Here is a 14,552-nt window from a genome sequence, read left to right on the forward strand (position 1 = left end):
CGGGTGCCGCGCACGGGGGCTCATGCGGCGGTGGGGTCGGGTCGTGCCCAGGACGCTTCGGCGGCGAGGCGTTCGGACCACTGGATGTGGTCCTCGTTGAAGGCGGCGTCGGCGAGGCGTATGCGCTGGACTTCGCCGGTTCCGGCCGGTGGATAGGTGTGCTGGATGTCGCGCCACAGGCGCTGGAGGACGTAGCCGCGGTCGAGGGCATGGGCGCCGTGCAGTTCCATGGCGTCCTGGGTGGACTGCATGGCCCACTGGTGGCCGAGATACTTGGCGTTGATCAGGTCGGCGTCGCAGGGCAGGCCCTGGTCGAGGAGGTGCACGGACTGGTAGGCCAGGATTCGTCCGGCGCGCAGGCGGGCCTCCATGTCACCGATGCGGTCCCGCAGGACCGGCAGATCGGACAGGGCGCCCCGGTAGCGGGCGCGCGCCTTGAGGCGGGAAGTCGTGGTGGCCACGACCGCCTCGTGGATCCCGAGGCTGAGCGCAGCCAGGTTGGGACGGCCGTACAGGATGCTGCTGCTCTGGGCCACGCTCAGCCCCTGGCCGATCTCTCCGACCACGTTGTCCTCGGGGACGCGGACGTGGTCGAGGTCGAGGCGGCCGGCGGAGAAGCCGTGCAGGCCGAGGCCGGGACGATGGTCGGAGACCGAGAGCCCGGGTCGGTCGGATTCCACCATGAACGCGGTCAGCGCCTGGGAAGTACTTACGCCGGCCTCGGCGGTTCGGGCGACGACGAGGTGGGCTCCGGCGAGATGGCTGTTGCCGATGTGGACCTTGCTGCCGGTGATCACCCATTGATTGCGGGCGCGTTCGGCGGTGGTTTCGATGCCGCCGATGTGCCCGCCGGCCCGCGGTTCGGTCACGGCGATCGACAAAAGAAGTGAACCGTCCGCCACCCGCGGCAGCCAGCGGCCCTTCTGCTCATAAGTGGCGAAGTGCAACAACCCGCCGACGGGGATGAGGGTGGCCTGCAGGATGGCCGCGGCAGCCGCCGAGACCCGCGCGATGCGGTGGACCAGGACCGTCTTGGCCACATGGCCGGCGCCAAGACCGCCGAAGGCGGCCGGGACGGTGACGGCGAACCAGCCCCGTGCGGCCATCAGGTCGGCGACCTTGCGCTCCACCCTGCCCGGAGCGGCCTCCATACGTGCGGCGCGCGGCGCGATGTGCTCTTCCGCGAAGACGTCCGCCTCGTCCCACAGCAGTTCGTGGCGGGCGGTGAGGTAGGGACGCAGCGCCGGTGGAGGAGTGGTGGGTGTGGCGGGCATGGTCGTCTCCCTCTCCCTGGGTGAAGGTCGCACAGTGGAGTGGCCGGGGATCGCCTGCGGCTCCCGGGTGGGGGTGGTGGAACGGCCTAGCGGACGGGCGCGTGGGCGATGTGGTCCATCACCTGGGCGCCGGCGTCGATGACGATGTCTCTCAGCCGTCGGGCCTCGCTCAGGGGCCGCTTCTCGGGGTCGATGACGCACACTGTGCCGAGCACGGTGCCGCTGTCGTGGATGAGCGGTGCGCCGAAGTAGGAGCGGATCCCGACCGCGTCGACCACATGGTTGCCGCTGAAGCGCGGGCTGGCGTGCACGTCGTGCAGCGGCAGGGCCTTCTTGCGGGCCATGACCTCCGGGCACCAGCCGTGGTCGCGGCTCATGGTGCGGCCGACGATGACGTACCCGCTGTCAGCGGGCGGCTGGTGCAGCCCGACGAAGGTCTGCTCCTCCAGGAAGAGATTGACGAACCCGTACAGGAATCCGGCCTGCGTGGCCATGTCGCGTGCCAGCTCGTCGAAGTCCCGGCTGGTCGCGGTGGGCACGCCCAGGCGCTCGAGCAGCTCATACCGCCGCGCCAGTTCGGTCGTCTGCTGGTCCTGCGGGCCGGGGACGGCAACGTCAGCCGAGACGGACGGCCCAAGGCCGATGTCTCGCATGTTGCGTCGCGGCAGTGACCGCGTTGCTCGGACGGTCTGCGGTACGAGGTAGGGGTCGTTGGGCTGATATGACATCAGGCGTCCTGGAGGGTAGTAGTGGCTGCTGGGCGAGCGGGGCCTGCTGATGCGCTCTTCACGGCGTGGCCGACGAGGGTCAGCAGGACGCCGGCAACGTGGTTCGGGTCGCGGGCATCGCAGGTGACCACCGGCGCAGAGGTGGGGAGTTCGAGGGCGGTGCGAACCTGTTCGGGGTGGTAGCGGTGTGCTCCGTCGAACTGGTTGATGGCGACGACGAAAGGCAGGCCGATGTCTTCGAAGAAGCTGACGGAAGTGAAGCTGCTTTCCAGGCGGCGGGTGTCGACCAGAACGACCGCGCCGACGGCTCCGCGGGAGAGGTCGTACCAGAGGTCGACGAACCGGTCCTGGCCGGGCGTGCCGAACAGAAACAGTTCCAGGGGCACGGGCGCGTCCGGCAGGCTGAGGCGGCCGAAGTCGAAGGCGACCGTGGTGGTCTGCTTCGCCTCGACGCCTTCCAGGCTGTCCACGTCAGCGCTCGCCTCGGTCAGGTACTCCTCCGTGCTCAGCGGCGTGATCTCGCTGACAGCACCAACGGCGGTGGTCTTGCCCGCGCCGAAGCCCCCGGCAATCACGATCTTCAGCACAGTCGGTGCACCGGCCTGCGGGCGCGACGGACTCCGCAGCGCCACGGTCGAGTCATCCGGCCTGGGGGTAGGCGACGGCATCGGGCCACTTCCTCTTCAGGCCCACAGAGAGGGCCGCCAATAGGTGGGTGGTGGGACGCTCATCCGCGTCTGCGTCGGAGGCGGCATAGGCATCGGTGACGGAGACGACCAGGGCATCGGCGTCCAAGAGGTCCGAGACGAGGATCTTGACGGCGGTGACGGGGCGGCGGAGTCGGCCGGCTAGCTCGGTCACGGAACGCCGGTGCTCTTGGCACAGGGCGAGGATCTCTTCGCACTCCGCGGCCTGCCCCGGGCCCGGCCGCCCCGACCCGGCGTCCAGCACGGTCTCCAAGCCCAGCAGGTGCCGCGGCTTGGTGCGCCCGCGCGTCAGCGTGTAGGTCCGCACGAACGTCGACTCCTCGGCCGAGCGGCCGTGTGTGCTCACCGGACCTCAGCACCCGTGCCGACGCGGACGGGGATCTGCATGTAAGGGGCGAACTTCTGGACGAGGCGCCCCATCTCGAACCCGACGGTGCCCGCGTCGGCGTCCGTGGTGCTGATGACGGCGAGGATCGTGTCCACCTCACCGCGTTCGTTGCCGGGATGGCCCTCGAACGCTGCGCTGCACCCGGCGCTCTGGACGAAGAACAGGCAGTCGTCTCGCTCGATGATGACTTGCTTGGCCGGCCTCTTCTTGTGGCTGGGGCCGGTGATGTTCGTCGCGAGGGAGGCCACTCCGCTGAGCGCGGCCGACAGTTCGTCCGCCCAGTCCTTGTCGACGTCGCTGTCCAGCAGCCGCAGTCCGTCGCGCGACAGCAGGACGGCGTGCGTGACGCCCGGAGTCTCGGAGGTGAAGTGACGCAGCAGCCAGGCCATGTTGTCCCGTTGACCGCTTGCCGTCGTCTCGGATGCGGGGGCGTCGCTGGTCATGTTGTTCATCGCGGGGTGGGTGCTCATAGGGATCGCTCCAGAAGGGGGAAGGGCCAGCGGATGTAACAGGCCACCGGGAACGTGAAGGAAGGGCGAAATCAGGGCCTGGGTTGCTCTGCGGAAGCGGGCGAAGAACCAGCGGTCCCGCTGGCCTGGATGCCTTTGCGGAAGGCGGCTGCGAGCCCTGGCGTCGCCGCGGTCACGGGGGCTTGCTCCCGCTCGCGTGGTGGACGGAACGAGCCGGCCTGACGCGTACGCGTGGGAAGGGCGGGCGCATCAGCCGAGTGACCTGCCTCTCCGGCTCTCGGCGCCCCTGCGGTGCCCGGGCGTGGTACCTGGCCCGCCGGGATGGCTGGAGTCGTGGCACTCTGCCGAGGCGGCGCGGAGGGGCGGGGTCTCCTGGGGAGCGCGCCCGAGTCCTCGGGCGAGGGAATCGCGACGATGAGCCGTGCCGGAATGACGACCAGGGCGGTGGTGCCTCCCGTCACGTTCTCCTGGAGGAGAACGGACAGCCCGTGCGACTGGGCGATTTTCGCGGCGACCAGCAAGCCGAGCTGTCCCGCTCGTACCTGACCGCTGACGTCCACCTCGTCAGGGGCCTTGAGCAGGTGGTTCATCTGCGCGCGTGTCTGCGGATGCATAGGGATGGCCCGGTCCTCGACCTCGATCGCCAGCCCGTTGGAAACCCGCTGCGCTCGCACGGTCACCTTCGTTGCCGGATCGGAGCACTCGCAGGCGTTCTCGATCAGCTCGGCCAGAAGGTGGGTCAGGTCCGGACCCACATGTCCCGGAAGGCCCAGCTCAGCGCCCACGGAACCAGCCGCGACGGCCACACGCGGATACTGCACAACTTCGGAGACCGCGCCGCGCAGCGCCGTCGCGACGGGGACGGGCCGACGCACGCTGCGCAGGGACTGCCCGCCCAGCACCGCCGTGCTCTCGACCTGTCGGCGCATCCGCGTCACGAGGTGATCGATCTCGAAGATCTTCGAAAGCAGCTCCGGGTCGTCGGTCAGTTTCTCCAGCTGGCTCAGTGCCTCGAGCGCCTTGCCGACCAGTGCGTGCTCGCGCATCGCCAGACGGCGCAGCACTTCCAGGAGAACGACGGACTGGGACTCGTCGTGCACGCGTATCAGCGACGCTATGGCCTGCGCCTGGAGGGAACTCAACGCCTTGTTGATTTCGACGGTCGGACTGGCCGGCGGTGGCGTCTGCATGTCCGGCAGCGCTGGGCGTCCCCCGCGGCACAGCTCGTCCGCCGACCACTGCACCGACTTCTCGACGGCCGCTCCTGCCTCGGCGACCGCTGTCAGCGCCGCTGCCTGGGCCTCCTCCACAGCTGCCTGCATGGCCCCTGCGGCCGTGCGCACTCCGCGAGCCGCCACCAGCGCGACCCCGGCCAGCCCACAGACAACGTCGGCCAGGAGCCAGCCGGGACCTACCGCAGACATCGACCACAGGGCGAAGGCGGCACCCAACAGCGCGGTCAGTAGCACCACGGGCAAGGCCACGGCGCGGCGGACACGGTGCAGCGTGATCGGGTCGATCCGTGGAGGCCGACGTCTGCGGTGGCCGGGAGCGGCCGGCCGTGCCGGGAAGGCGCTGTCAGGCATGGGAATCCTCGTCAGAAGGCGGGGTTGCTAGGCGTGCTGCGGCGTCAGGCTTGTGCAGGTCTGGAGCGTGTTGCGTGAGGTCGAGCGAGGCGCCGGAACCTCGACCGTGCCTCGCTGGCAGGAAGACTGCGTCGCCAGCTGATGAAGGAGCCGGGCACTTTGGATCAGGCCCATGTGGCTGAACGCCTGCGGGAAATTACCGAGCTGGCGCTGCTGGACGGGGTCGTACTCCTCGGCCAGGAGCCCGAGGCCGCTGCGCAGCGCGAGAAGGTGTTCGAACAGGGCGTGGGCCTCGCCGAGGCGGCCGGTCAGGGCGAGCGCATCGACGAGCCAGAAGTTGCAAAGGAGGAAGGTGCCCTCATCGCCGGCCAAGCCGTCCGCTCCGGTGCGCTTGCCGCGGGTCGGGTACCGGTACACGAGCCCGTCCGGTGTGGAGAGTTCACGACGTACCGCATCCACGGTGCCGATGACGCGCGGGTCGTGTGGCGGCAGGAAGCCGACGCAGGGGATGAGCAGCGTGGCGGCGTCCAGGTCCTGGGAGCCGTAGGACTGGGTGAAGGTGTTGCGCGCCGGGTCGAAGCCCTTGGTGCAGACCTCATGGTGGATCGTGGCCCGCAACTCGACCAAGGGGGGCAGGTCCACGTCGAGGGCACCGACTTCCGCCAGGCGGATGGTGCGGTCGACCGCGACCCAGGCCATCACCTTGGAGTGGACGAAGTGCCGGCGTGCCCCGCGGATCTCCCAGATTCCCTCGTCAGGCTCCTGCCAGCGCTGCGCCAGGTGGTCGACGAGGCGCTGGTGCAGGACCGCAGTGTCGGCGCAGTGGGCGACACCGCTCTGGTGCGCGAGGTACAGGGTCTCGATCACCTCGCCGTACACGTCGAGCTGGAGCTGGTCCGCCGCCCCGTTTCCGACCCGTACCGGGGTTGAGCCCTCGTACCCGGGAAGCCAGGCCAGCTCCCGCTCCCGCATATCGCGCTCCCCGGTGATCCCGTACATGATCTGAAGGTTCTCCGGATCGCCGGCCACCGCACGCAACAGCCATCGCCGCCACGCCTGCGCCTCCTGCCGGTACCCGGTCCCCAGCAGCGCGGCCAGCGTCGTGGAGGCGTCGCGCAGCCAGGTGTAGCGGTAGTCCCAGTTCCGTCCGCCGCCGATCTCCTCAGGCAGCGATGTGGTCGGCGCCGCGACGATCCCGCCGCTCGGCCCATGGGTCATCGCCTTCAGCGCGATCAAGGAACGAACCACGGGCTCGCGGAAGGGGCCGTCGTAGGTGCATTCCTGCGCCCACTCCTGCCAGAAGGTGAGTGTCTCGGTGAGCGCGACCTCCGGGTCGGGAACGTCAGGCGCGGCTGCATGGGATGGGCACCAACTGAGCGCGAAAGCCACGCTCTGCCCGGCGGCGACGGCGAAGGCGCTGACGATGGCACCGTCCTTCTCCACCTGCTGGACGCAGGTGTCGAGCCACAGAGCGTCCGCGCCGGCTTCCGCGACCATGCGGCCCCCGACCTCGTGGATCCACGGGCTGACGCTGCCGTACCCCGGACGCGGACGCATGGCCGAGACCATCGGCACTTCGCCGGTGAGACCCTCTACGATCCGGATCACCTGAGGTGCCCCGTCGCGTGGCGGCATGAAATCCAGGACGCGGACCGAACCGGTCGGGATGCGCCACACCGATTCGAGGACGAGTGAGTCACCGCAGTACCGGCGTTTGGCTTCCGCTTCGGAGCCGGACCGGCCAGGAGGCGGCGAGGCCGGAGCGATCTGCCAGGTGCCGTGTTTCTGCGTCCCGAGCAGGCCGGCGAAAACGGCCGGCGAGTCGAAGCGGGGCAGGCACAGCCAGTCGATCGAACCGTCGTCGCAGACGTGGGCACTGGTCTGCATGTCGCCGATCAGGCCGTACTGCTCGATACGCGGAAGACGTTCCATCGCTTGTGAATCTCCATTGACCCCGCAGGCCGGGGGTATCGGGGGCCGCTACGGCGGCCGGGAACACTGAGAAGGAGGGGCACCTGTGGTCACCGGGGTGAGGTCGGGTCGTTCAGGGTCGGCGGGGAGTCCTCGTCGGCCGCGACAGGGCTGGCTGCGCGCTCGCCGCGGAGGACCAGCCAGGCCATCGGCCCGAGAATCAGCCCGATGACGACGACCTCGGTTACTGTCACGTCCGTGGAACCGAAGCGGCCCAGACCAAACAGGCGAGGGCAACTGCGAAAACCGCCCCGCAGCATGTTGATCCGGGGCTTCCACGAACGCCGCCTGCGCTCCGGGCGCATCGACCCGGGACCACCGCGCTCCACATGCGTGACGAGCTCCTGCGTCGCTTCGGCGAGCTCGACCAGGTACACCCGGCTGGGCATGTAGCCCTCGGGGACGCTGTCCGAGCAGAGCCGCTGCGCGCGCAGCAGGACGGGGGTGCCCGAAGGGGTTCGTGCTCCCAACTGGGCAACGTGACCGCGCAGACGGCGAACGAGGTCCTCCACATCAGCAGCGCTCTCGGGTAGCGGTGAATCCTCGCCCAGCACGAGCGTCACCGTCTCCGACGCGGCCACCACTTGATCACGCTGCGGCGCCCGCTTCACGGTGACGGACCCTCGCTCTCCGCTCCCGCCCACGCTCTGGATGTCTCCTCCGCGAGGGACCAGCGAAAGGCGCATGACACAACTCCTGTTCGGATCAAGCCAAAGTGAGCCGAAATCGCCGGTTGGCACCGACGGCTGGCGTGCGAAGTGAGTGATCTGGCAGCTACGTTGAGCGAACCGTGAATCCCGTCTGAGGGGTATGCCTGTGCGGACCGGAAGGCCGCCAAAGGCGCCAAAGATCATTTCGGACCCGAGGGGCAGTCCATGGCCCGTGAACGAAACGTCGCCCTCGCCGCACTCCTGCGCGAAGCAGGCTGGTCCCAGCCACAAGCAGCCGCTGCCGTTGCTCGAGTGGCCGCGGAGAGCGGAGTGCGTGAGCTGGAGGCGATCTCCCGCTCGCACATCTCCATGTGGGTGCTCGGCACGAAGCCGAGTGGCAGAGCGCCGCATATCCTGCGCGAGACGCTGTCCCGCAGACTCGGCCGCCACCTCACCGTGGCCGACCTCGGGCTGGAAGAAGAGCCAACAGGCACGACCGACACCGGATCCGACTGGAGCGTCGACCCTCTGACTGCACTGGCCGAGCTGGGAAGCGACGATCTCGACATGCACCGACGCAAGCTGCTGTCCACCGCCGCCTACTCCGCGGCCGGCCTCGCCCTGCCCACAGCCTCGTGGTGGACAGCCGCCCCCGCCGCAGCGGCGAAGCGCCGACCGGCATCCCCGCGCCCGGTGACCCAGACAGACATCGACGACGTCCGCGACCTCACGGTCTACTACTCCGCGCGCGACCAGCAACGAGGCGGCGCTTCCGGCCGCAAGGCCCTCGCCAGCCACCTGCTCGACGGTGCGGTACCGCTGCTTGGCGGCCGATTCCGTACAGATCAGCTCCGCCGCGACACGTACTCCGCCGTGGCGGAGATGACTTACCTCGCCGGTTGGATGGCCTTCGACGCCAGTGAACACCGCACTGCCCAGCGCTACCTCACCATTGCCGCCCGCATCGCGGCGGAAGCTGGAGACGGACCGCTCGGTGGTCATGTCCTGCGCGCCCTCGCCCACCAGGCCGTGGACCTCGGGCATCCACGCCGGGCGCTCGCCCTGGCCGACGCCTCGATGTCCCGCGACCGCTACGGCCAAGCCAGCCATCGTGAAAAGGCACTTCTGGCGATCGTCCACGCTCGCGCACTCGCGGCCGACGGCGACCGGGCCGGCTCTCTCGCGGCCATCAGCCGCGCGGAGCGGGACCTCGCTCGCGCCGACACCAACGAGGCGCCGGCGCGCGTCGGCTTTTTTCAGGAAGCCTCCCTCGCCCACGAGACGGCCTGCGCTCTGCGCGACATGGGCCAGCCTCGGGATGCGGAGATCCACTTCAAGCGCAGCGTGGCCACGCGCCAACGCCAGCAGTTCGCCCGTACCCACGGCGTGACGCTCGGTTACCTCGGCGCCGTCCAAGTCCAGCAGGGACGCCTTGACGAGGCATGCGCAACCTGGAACGAAGCACTCGACGCCATGGCTGGTATCCAGTCCGGGCGAGCCCGCGACGTCATCGTCCGCATGCAGAGTGACATCTCGCCCGTCCGGCAGCGCGGTGGTCGCCACGTCGCCGAACTGGACCGTCGCGCGCGAGGCTTGTTGCGCGCCATAGGCTGACCACAGAACGGTTTCGCGGCGCTGACCGGAGGCCGCCGCGCACGCTACGCCCAGGGAGAGGAACGAGCGCTGATGCCGACCTACGAGGTCAAGTCGATCGCCGCGGTCGTCGGCGGCCACACTCGCGTACAGGACGACTACCAAGGCGGGGTCGAATCGATCATCCGGCTCGACGACGCGTATCCCCTTGAAACGCTGCAAGGAATCGAGGAGTTCTCCCACCTGACCGTGACCTGGCGCTTCCATCTGGCCCGACCTGAAGACGTCCAGCTCCACGCACGCAGTCCAAGGGGAAACCAGAACTGGCCGGCGACCGGTACGTTCGTCCACCGCAACCACCGGCGCCCCAACCAACTGGCGGTCAGTTACCCGCGGTTGCTCAAGGTCGAAGGCAGGGACCTCCTGGTCACCGATCTCGACGCCGTCGACGGGACGCCCGTGATCGACCTGGCACCGTACTTCGAACAGATGGGGCCTCAGGGCCCGATCCGTCAGCCCGCATGGCCTGGCGAGATGCTCGAACCGAACTACTGGGCGAAGGCAAGCGAACGGCCCTCCGCGCGTCCCCTGTAGGGGAAGTGACTGAGCTGCCCGACTCGTCAACCGCATGGCCGGGAACCATTTGGAAGTCTGGCTCAACCCTCAGCCCTCGCGTACCGGAACTCACACCACGTCTCCTTGCCGCTGCTCTCCCACGCGTCTGAGATCGCATCGACAAGCCGGATCCCGCGACCGGATTCACCGTCGGGTCCGGCTTCCTTGAGTACAGCTGGGGCCGGATTGTGATCGGTGACCGAGACACGCACCACGTCGACGGCCACCGTGATCCGGAGCACGACTTCTCCCTCACCGTGAATCACGGCGTTGGTGGCCAGCTCCGAGACGGCCAGTACGACGACCCCCGCCACCGGGTCCGAAACACGGCACCGCCGCAGGAACGCCCCGGCTGTCTGCCGCATCTCCCCAACGTTCGCGAGATCAGGGAGAAAGGCCGCCTGACAGCCATGGGGTGCCGCCGGTATGCCTGCCCTCGCCGATGTGCTGTGTCGGTCTTCGTGAACCGACCTCGCGCATGACACGCCTGCCACGTCGGCAAAGCTACGGATGCCCCCGCCGGGCGGGGTCTCCTCTTGGAGCCTGGTCATGGGGGCTATCGCACCGCGTGGCGACGCCGTCGACCAGGGGAATCCAGAGGGGGAAATATCTGTCAAGGGGGAAAGTCGGAGGGGGAATTGAGGCCATGATTGGATTCCGCCCACCAACAGAGGTCACACTCATGCCAGATCCGTTCGCCGACCTGCTCCTCCGGCTCCGGCAGGAGGCGGGCAGGACGCAGGAGGAGCAGGCAGACGCGATCAACGCTGTCTCCGGCCGGGACACCATGACCCGCCGAGAGATCAGCCGCTATGAGAACTTCGAGAACGTCCCTACCAATCACACAATCGCCCACATCGCGGCGGCCTGCGGTGTGCCCTTCGAGGAGCTTCAGGGGGAGGCCAAGGCTGCCCGCGCTCGGAAGAGAAAGGGGCATGCCAGTGCAGAGGAGGACCAGGACGCCGTGAAGCGTCGCACGCTGCTGGGTGGCGCCGCTGTCGGCGTGAGCGCGGCTGCCGAGCCCTGGGGGCGCCTCGCCTTCGCCCTCAGTAAGGGGTCCAAGATCGATTCGCCCTCCGCCGTCGCGCTCATCGACCGGGCCGCTGAACTACACGTCCAGGAACTCAATCTCAGCGCCCGGCGGCTACAAAGGACGGTCGAGTCGCATCTTGACGCAATCACCGCGGCTCTGCCTCGTGCTGGCGAGCACGAGCGGGCTCTCACTATCGCCGCTGGAGAAACCGCCGCCCTGGCGGGTTGGGTCGCCTGGGACCTGGGTGAGCACGACAAAGCCGACGCCTACTACAAGGTCACGTCGCAGTGCGCGACGACCGCCGGGCACCCTCCGCTCCGAGCCCTGGCCCTGACCTACAGCAGCTACGGCGCCTCGACGCCGAAGGCGAAGTTGGAGTTCCTTTCCCAGGCGGCCAGCGATGTGCGAGGCCACGGCAACGCTACTGCTGCCGCCTGGGTCCTCGGCAGGCACGCGGAGGAGGCTGCGGCGGCCGGCGACGAGATGGGGGCGCTCCGGGCGTTGGAGCGAGCGCGCTTCGCTTACGACTTCGCGGATCACACCAACGAGCAGGCGTGGGTCCGGTTCGTGACCCCGTACCGCATGGATTCGCTGGCCCTCTCTGTATACGGGCAGTTGGGGCGTCCCGAACTCACCGCTACAGCAGACACCGCAGTCGACCGACTCGGAGACGAACTACCGGACGGAGGCGTCGTGGTCCTCGGTGATCTCGCGTCGGCCCTGCTGCGTGGAGGTGACGTCGACCAAGGGGTCTACGTGTCACGCCAGTTCGCCGCAGCGGCACAGGCCAAGCCCAACACGATGGGCAAGGAGCGCGCATCGACTATCGCAGCGTGGCTCCCCGACCGAGAACAGGACCTTGCCGTCTACCTGCGGCAGTTCGCCTCCTGAACCCCCTTGCACCGATACAGGGCCAAACTCAGGACGCGAACGCCGTCGTAGTCCCGTCGCTTCTCAGCCCTGTGCCGTCTCCTCAACAACCCAGGACAAATACGCCTCCGACCCACCGGTCACTGGCAGAGTGATCCACTGGGGGATGTCGTACGGGTGCTTCTCGTGCAGCCATGCTTCCAGTGCCGGGAGGCGGTCCGTCGTAGTCATGTACGAGATCCGCCACTCCTGCGCCGTTTCAACCTTATTCTTCCACCAGTAGAAAGCGGTGATCGGCGCATCGATGTGAACGCCCGCTGCAAGCTTGCTCTCGACCGCGCCACGGGCCAGCGCCTTCGCCTGATCCTCGTTGTCGCTGGTCGTCTGCGCGATCACAATCTCGTTGGCCATGCAATTACCTCTCCAGCTCGGGTACCGCGACCCTATCTAGCCGCTGGGGGGCCGACCCCAAGGCCATCCGGGCGGCAGTCCGGACGTTGTCAGCGCTGCTCCCAGTCATAGGGCAGGTCGTCCAGAAGGTCCGCCTGGGGTGGTCGGCGGTGCCGGGCCGGCACTTCGAGGCGGTGGACCCACGGGTGATCCCCGTACGTTGCGAGGATGGCTTCGGCGAGCCAGATCCTCTGTGTCGGCCCGAGCGTCGGAAGTGCTGCGGTGAGGTCTGACTCATCCTTAGGCCGGGGGTTCTTGGCTTTGTAGTAGAGCTGGACTTCTGGGCGCAGGTAGGGGATGCCGGCCGTGCTGATCGCGCCCAGCTCCGCGATGGGGCGGTGCACGGCGGTGTCGCGGCGGGACACCCACAAGCCGTCTTGCGCTTCGTCCAGCATGATTTGGAGGCGCCACGGCTTGCCAGGCCCAGGGCGGCACCAGATGTCGTGGACGCCCATGGGCAGGTACTCGTCGGGTAGCCAGGGACGAAGCTTGCCGGGCGGATCAGCCGCCCACCACTCCCATCCAGCGAGCACATACTGGGCGGCGTGCTGGTCTTCGCGCAACAACAGGACATCGATGTCGCCGTGCTCTCGGATCGCGTGTCCAACGGCGAGTTCGATGGCGTGGCCGCCCGCGATCCACCAGGTGCAGCCCGCTCGTGAGAAGAGATCGGCGACTTCAGCTAGCGGGGCGGGCTCCCACGTGGACGGGTCGGTCGTCATCTTGGGAGCGTAGCCGCTCAGCGGCAGGTCAGGTCCTCGTTGGACAGGAGCTCCTTGCCGCCGCTGCTGCGGTGCACTCGCGCGATGCGCGCGTCGCCGACAGAGGAACGTTGGTCCGGCGGGTGGGCCAGAGCCAGTGAGACGGATCAGACCGTCGGCCGCCTGTTGGAGGGGGAGAGTGCCCATACAGGGATCCCGAGACCGGGGAGGCAGCGGGGCGCGACCCGGGCCAGTTCAGCGTGGGCCTTGCGGTCATCGCCTCACCTCCTACGAGTCAGGCACGCGGCACGAGCATGGCGATGTGGGGAGAGACGGCCACGGTCAAGGACCTCCATTTGACCGAGTGAGCCAGTGAGATGATCAAGCGGGAGATTGCTCGGTGAGTAGGGGGTTGACCATGATCAAGGGCGCCGCGCTGCGGGGGTACTTATTGGAAGAGGCGCTTGCCTGGCTTCTGCGCTCCTCTGGCTACCGCCTGCTGGTGCACGAGAGCCAGGACCCCGAGGAGCTGGTGACCGACGGGAACACGCTTCGGGTGCGGGGCCGGGGAGCACTGCATCAGGTTGATGCACTGGGGGAGTTCGCGTTTACGCCAGCGTTCTCGATGCCGGTGCGGCTGTTCCTGGAGGCGAAGTTCTACCAGGAGCGCTGCGGACTGGAGATCGTGCGCAACGCCCACGGCGTGCTGCACGACGTGAACGAGAACTTCGTGATGCACGCCGGTAGAAGGCCGCGGCAGCGGTACCAGTACGCGTACGCCCTGTTCTCGACGAGCGGGTTCACGCCGGACGCCCAGAAGTACGCCTTGGCCCACCAGATCTCGCTGGTGGATCTGTCGGGCGTCTCTTTCGCATGGCTGCTTGGGACGATCGGTACCACTGCGTGGACGCTGGAACAGGCACAGTTCCACCTCGGGACGTCCGGGACATTCCCGGTGACGTGGATGCGTACGGAGCTGCGCAAGGAGCTGGGGACCTGGACCGCGTCTGCGGGGCTGCTGCCGACGCCGGCGCCAGCGGATGGCAGATTCCGGGACGAGGCTCAGGCGGCGATCGCAGGCTTCGCAGCCGCGCTCCAGCAGAACAGCGGTGCCGAGTTGCTGCTGGGCTTCCCGTCGGCACCATTCATCCTGCCGCTGGCTGTCAGCGATCACCTGGCGTTCACCACGTACGCGGATGCCCAGCCGGACCATGCAGTGCGCATTCGGCGACGCGGCAATGGCGGTTCGGCGGAGTGGACGCTGTCGCCGCTGGGTGAGGAGAGTGCGTACGAGCTTGCCTTCAAGCTGCCGAAGCAGGTGGAGGACTGGATCAGTGACGTCGAGGGGAAGGAGCGGCGGCGCACCCTGGAGGTTAAGGAGCAGTTCCTTTCTGCGATCACGATCTACCGGATGAACGGCGGTGGCGTGCGGGCGTATCAGCTCCGCTACGAGGCGAGTTCCCTCTCGCACTTCTGATGCCCAGCGAGGAGAGGAATGTCGGCCTCCCCGAGGGCG

The 14,552-nt window shown here is 68.3% G+C and carries 15 protein-coding genes; 4 read left to right on the plus strand and 11 right to left on the minus strand.

The window, feature by feature from the left end; translation table 11 throughout:
* Positions 1–20 precede the first annotated feature (20 nt).
* The 8 genes from IE118_RS05955 to IE118_RS05995 form a co-directional block, all read right to left on the minus strand.
* On the minus strand, positions 21–1,274 hold the full coding sequence (locus IE118_RS05955) for an acyl-CoA dehydrogenase family protein (protein WP_189556211.1): 1,254 nt from the start codon (positions 1,272–1,274) through the stop codon (positions 21–23).
* 86 nt (positions 1,275–1,360) lie between these two features.
* A complete protein-coding gene (locus tag IE118_RS05960; RefSeq protein WP_189556212.1) occupies positions 1,361–2,002 on the minus strand; it encodes a GAF domain-containing protein in 642 nt (213 codons plus the stop codon).
* Positions 2,002–2,589: a GTP-binding protein gene (locus IE118_RS05965; RefSeq protein ID WP_189556213.1), complete on the minus strand. Its 588-nt coding sequence runs from the start codon at positions 2,587–2,589 to the stop codon at positions 2,002–2,004. The genes IE118_RS05960 and IE118_RS05965 overlap by 1 nt, the downstream gene beginning before the upstream one ends.
* A gap of 52 nt (positions 2,590–2,641) precedes the next feature.
* Positions 2,642–3,055, minus strand: coding sequence for a DUF742 domain-containing protein (locus tag IE118_RS05970; protein ID WP_189556214.1), 414 nt, complete (start codon positions 3,053–3,055; stop codon positions 2,642–2,644).
* Positions 3,052–3,567, minus strand: coding sequence for a roadblock/LC7 domain-containing protein (locus IE118_RS05975; RefSeq protein ID WP_189556215.1), 516 nt, complete (start codon positions 3,565–3,567; stop codon positions 3,052–3,054). Before IE118_RS05975 ends, IE118_RS05970 begins: the two co-directional genes overlap by 4 nt.
* A 71-nt stretch (positions 3,568–3,638) precedes the next feature.
* Complete coding sequence (locus IE118_RS05980; RefSeq protein WP_189556216.1) at positions 3,639–5,153, minus strand: sensor histidine kinase; 1,515 nt, start codon at positions 5,151–5,153, stop codon at positions 3,639–3,641.
* A gap of 27 nt (positions 5,154–5,180) precedes the next feature.
* Positions 5,181–7,085 (minus strand): glycoside hydrolase family 15 protein, encoded by a 1,905-nt coding sequence (locus IE118_RS05985; RefSeq protein WP_189556217.1) that lies wholly within the window; start codon positions 7,083–7,085, stop codon positions 5,181–5,183.
* A gap of 89 nt (positions 7,086–7,174) precedes the next feature.
* Positions 7,175–7,735: a DUF6415 family natural product biosynthesis protein gene (locus IE118_RS05995; RefSeq protein ID WP_229846684.1), complete on the minus strand. Its 561-nt coding sequence runs from the start codon at positions 7,733–7,735 to the stop codon at positions 7,175–7,177.
* A 264-nt stretch (positions 7,736–7,999) separates the two neighbouring features.
* On the opposite strand from IE118_RS05995, the gene IE118_RS06000 reads away from it, so the two are divergent.
* Together IE118_RS06000 and IE118_RS06005 are read left to right on the plus strand one after the other, a co-directional pair.
* Positions 8,000–9,388, plus strand: coding sequence for an NsdA family TPR-like regulatory protein (locus tag IE118_RS06000; protein ID WP_189556218.1), 1,389 nt, complete (start codon positions 8,000–8,002; stop codon positions 9,386–9,388).
* Positions 9,389–9,460: 72 nt separating this feature from the next.
* On the plus strand, positions 9,461–9,961 hold the full coding sequence (locus IE118_RS06005) for an SAM-dependent methyltransferase (protein ID WP_189556219.1): 501 nt from the start codon (positions 9,461–9,463) through the stop codon (positions 9,959–9,961).
* 62 nt (positions 9,962–10,023) lie between these two features.
* Here the strand turns inward: IE118_RS06005 and IE118_RS06010 are convergent, their stop codons facing one another.
* Positions 10,024–10,533 carry an ATP-binding protein gene (locus IE118_RS06010; RefSeq protein WP_189556220.1) on the minus strand — a complete coding sequence of 170 codons (510 nt, stop codon included), beginning with the start codon at positions 10,531–10,533 and terminating at the stop codon, positions 10,024–10,026.
* Positions 10,534–10,664: 131 nt separating this feature from the next.
* On the opposite strand from IE118_RS06010, the gene IE118_RS06015 reads away from it, so the two are divergent.
* Positions 10,665–11,906 carry a helix-turn-helix transcriptional regulator gene (locus tag IE118_RS06015; protein ID WP_189556221.1) on the plus strand — a complete coding sequence of 414 codons (1,242 nt, stop codon included), beginning with the start codon at positions 10,665–10,667 and terminating at the stop codon, positions 11,904–11,906.
* Between the two features lie 63 nt (positions 11,907–11,969).
* Here the strand turns inward: IE118_RS06015 and cutA are convergent, their stop codons facing one another.
* Together cutA and IE118_RS06025 are read right to left on the minus strand one after the other, a co-directional pair.
* Complete coding sequence (gene cutA, locus IE118_RS06020; protein WP_189556222.1) at positions 11,970–12,296, minus strand: divalent-cation tolerance protein CutA; 327 nt, start codon at positions 12,294–12,296, stop codon at positions 11,970–11,972.
* A gap of 89 nt (positions 12,297–12,385) precedes the next feature.
* Positions 12,386–13,057, minus strand: a complete 672-nt coding sequence (locus IE118_RS06025; RefSeq protein ID WP_229846685.1) for a nucleotidyltransferase domain-containing protein — start codon at positions 13,055–13,057, stop codon at positions 12,386–12,388.
* A 397-nt stretch (positions 13,058–13,454) separates the two neighbouring features.
* Here IE118_RS06025 and IE118_RS06030 point away from each other — a divergent pair, with 397 nt between their 5' ends.
* Positions 13,455–14,513 (plus strand): PDDEXK family nuclease, encoded by a 1,059-nt coding sequence (locus tag IE118_RS06030; RefSeq protein WP_189556223.1) that lies wholly within the window; start codon positions 13,455–13,457, stop codon positions 14,511–14,513.
* Positions 14,514–14,552 lie beyond the last annotated feature (39 nt).

It is taken from the genome of Streptomyces pilosus (assembly GCF_014649835.1).
GTDB classification, from domain to species: domain Bacteria; phylum Actinomycetota; class Actinomycetes; order Streptomycetales; family Streptomycetaceae; genus Streptomyces; species Streptomyces pilosus.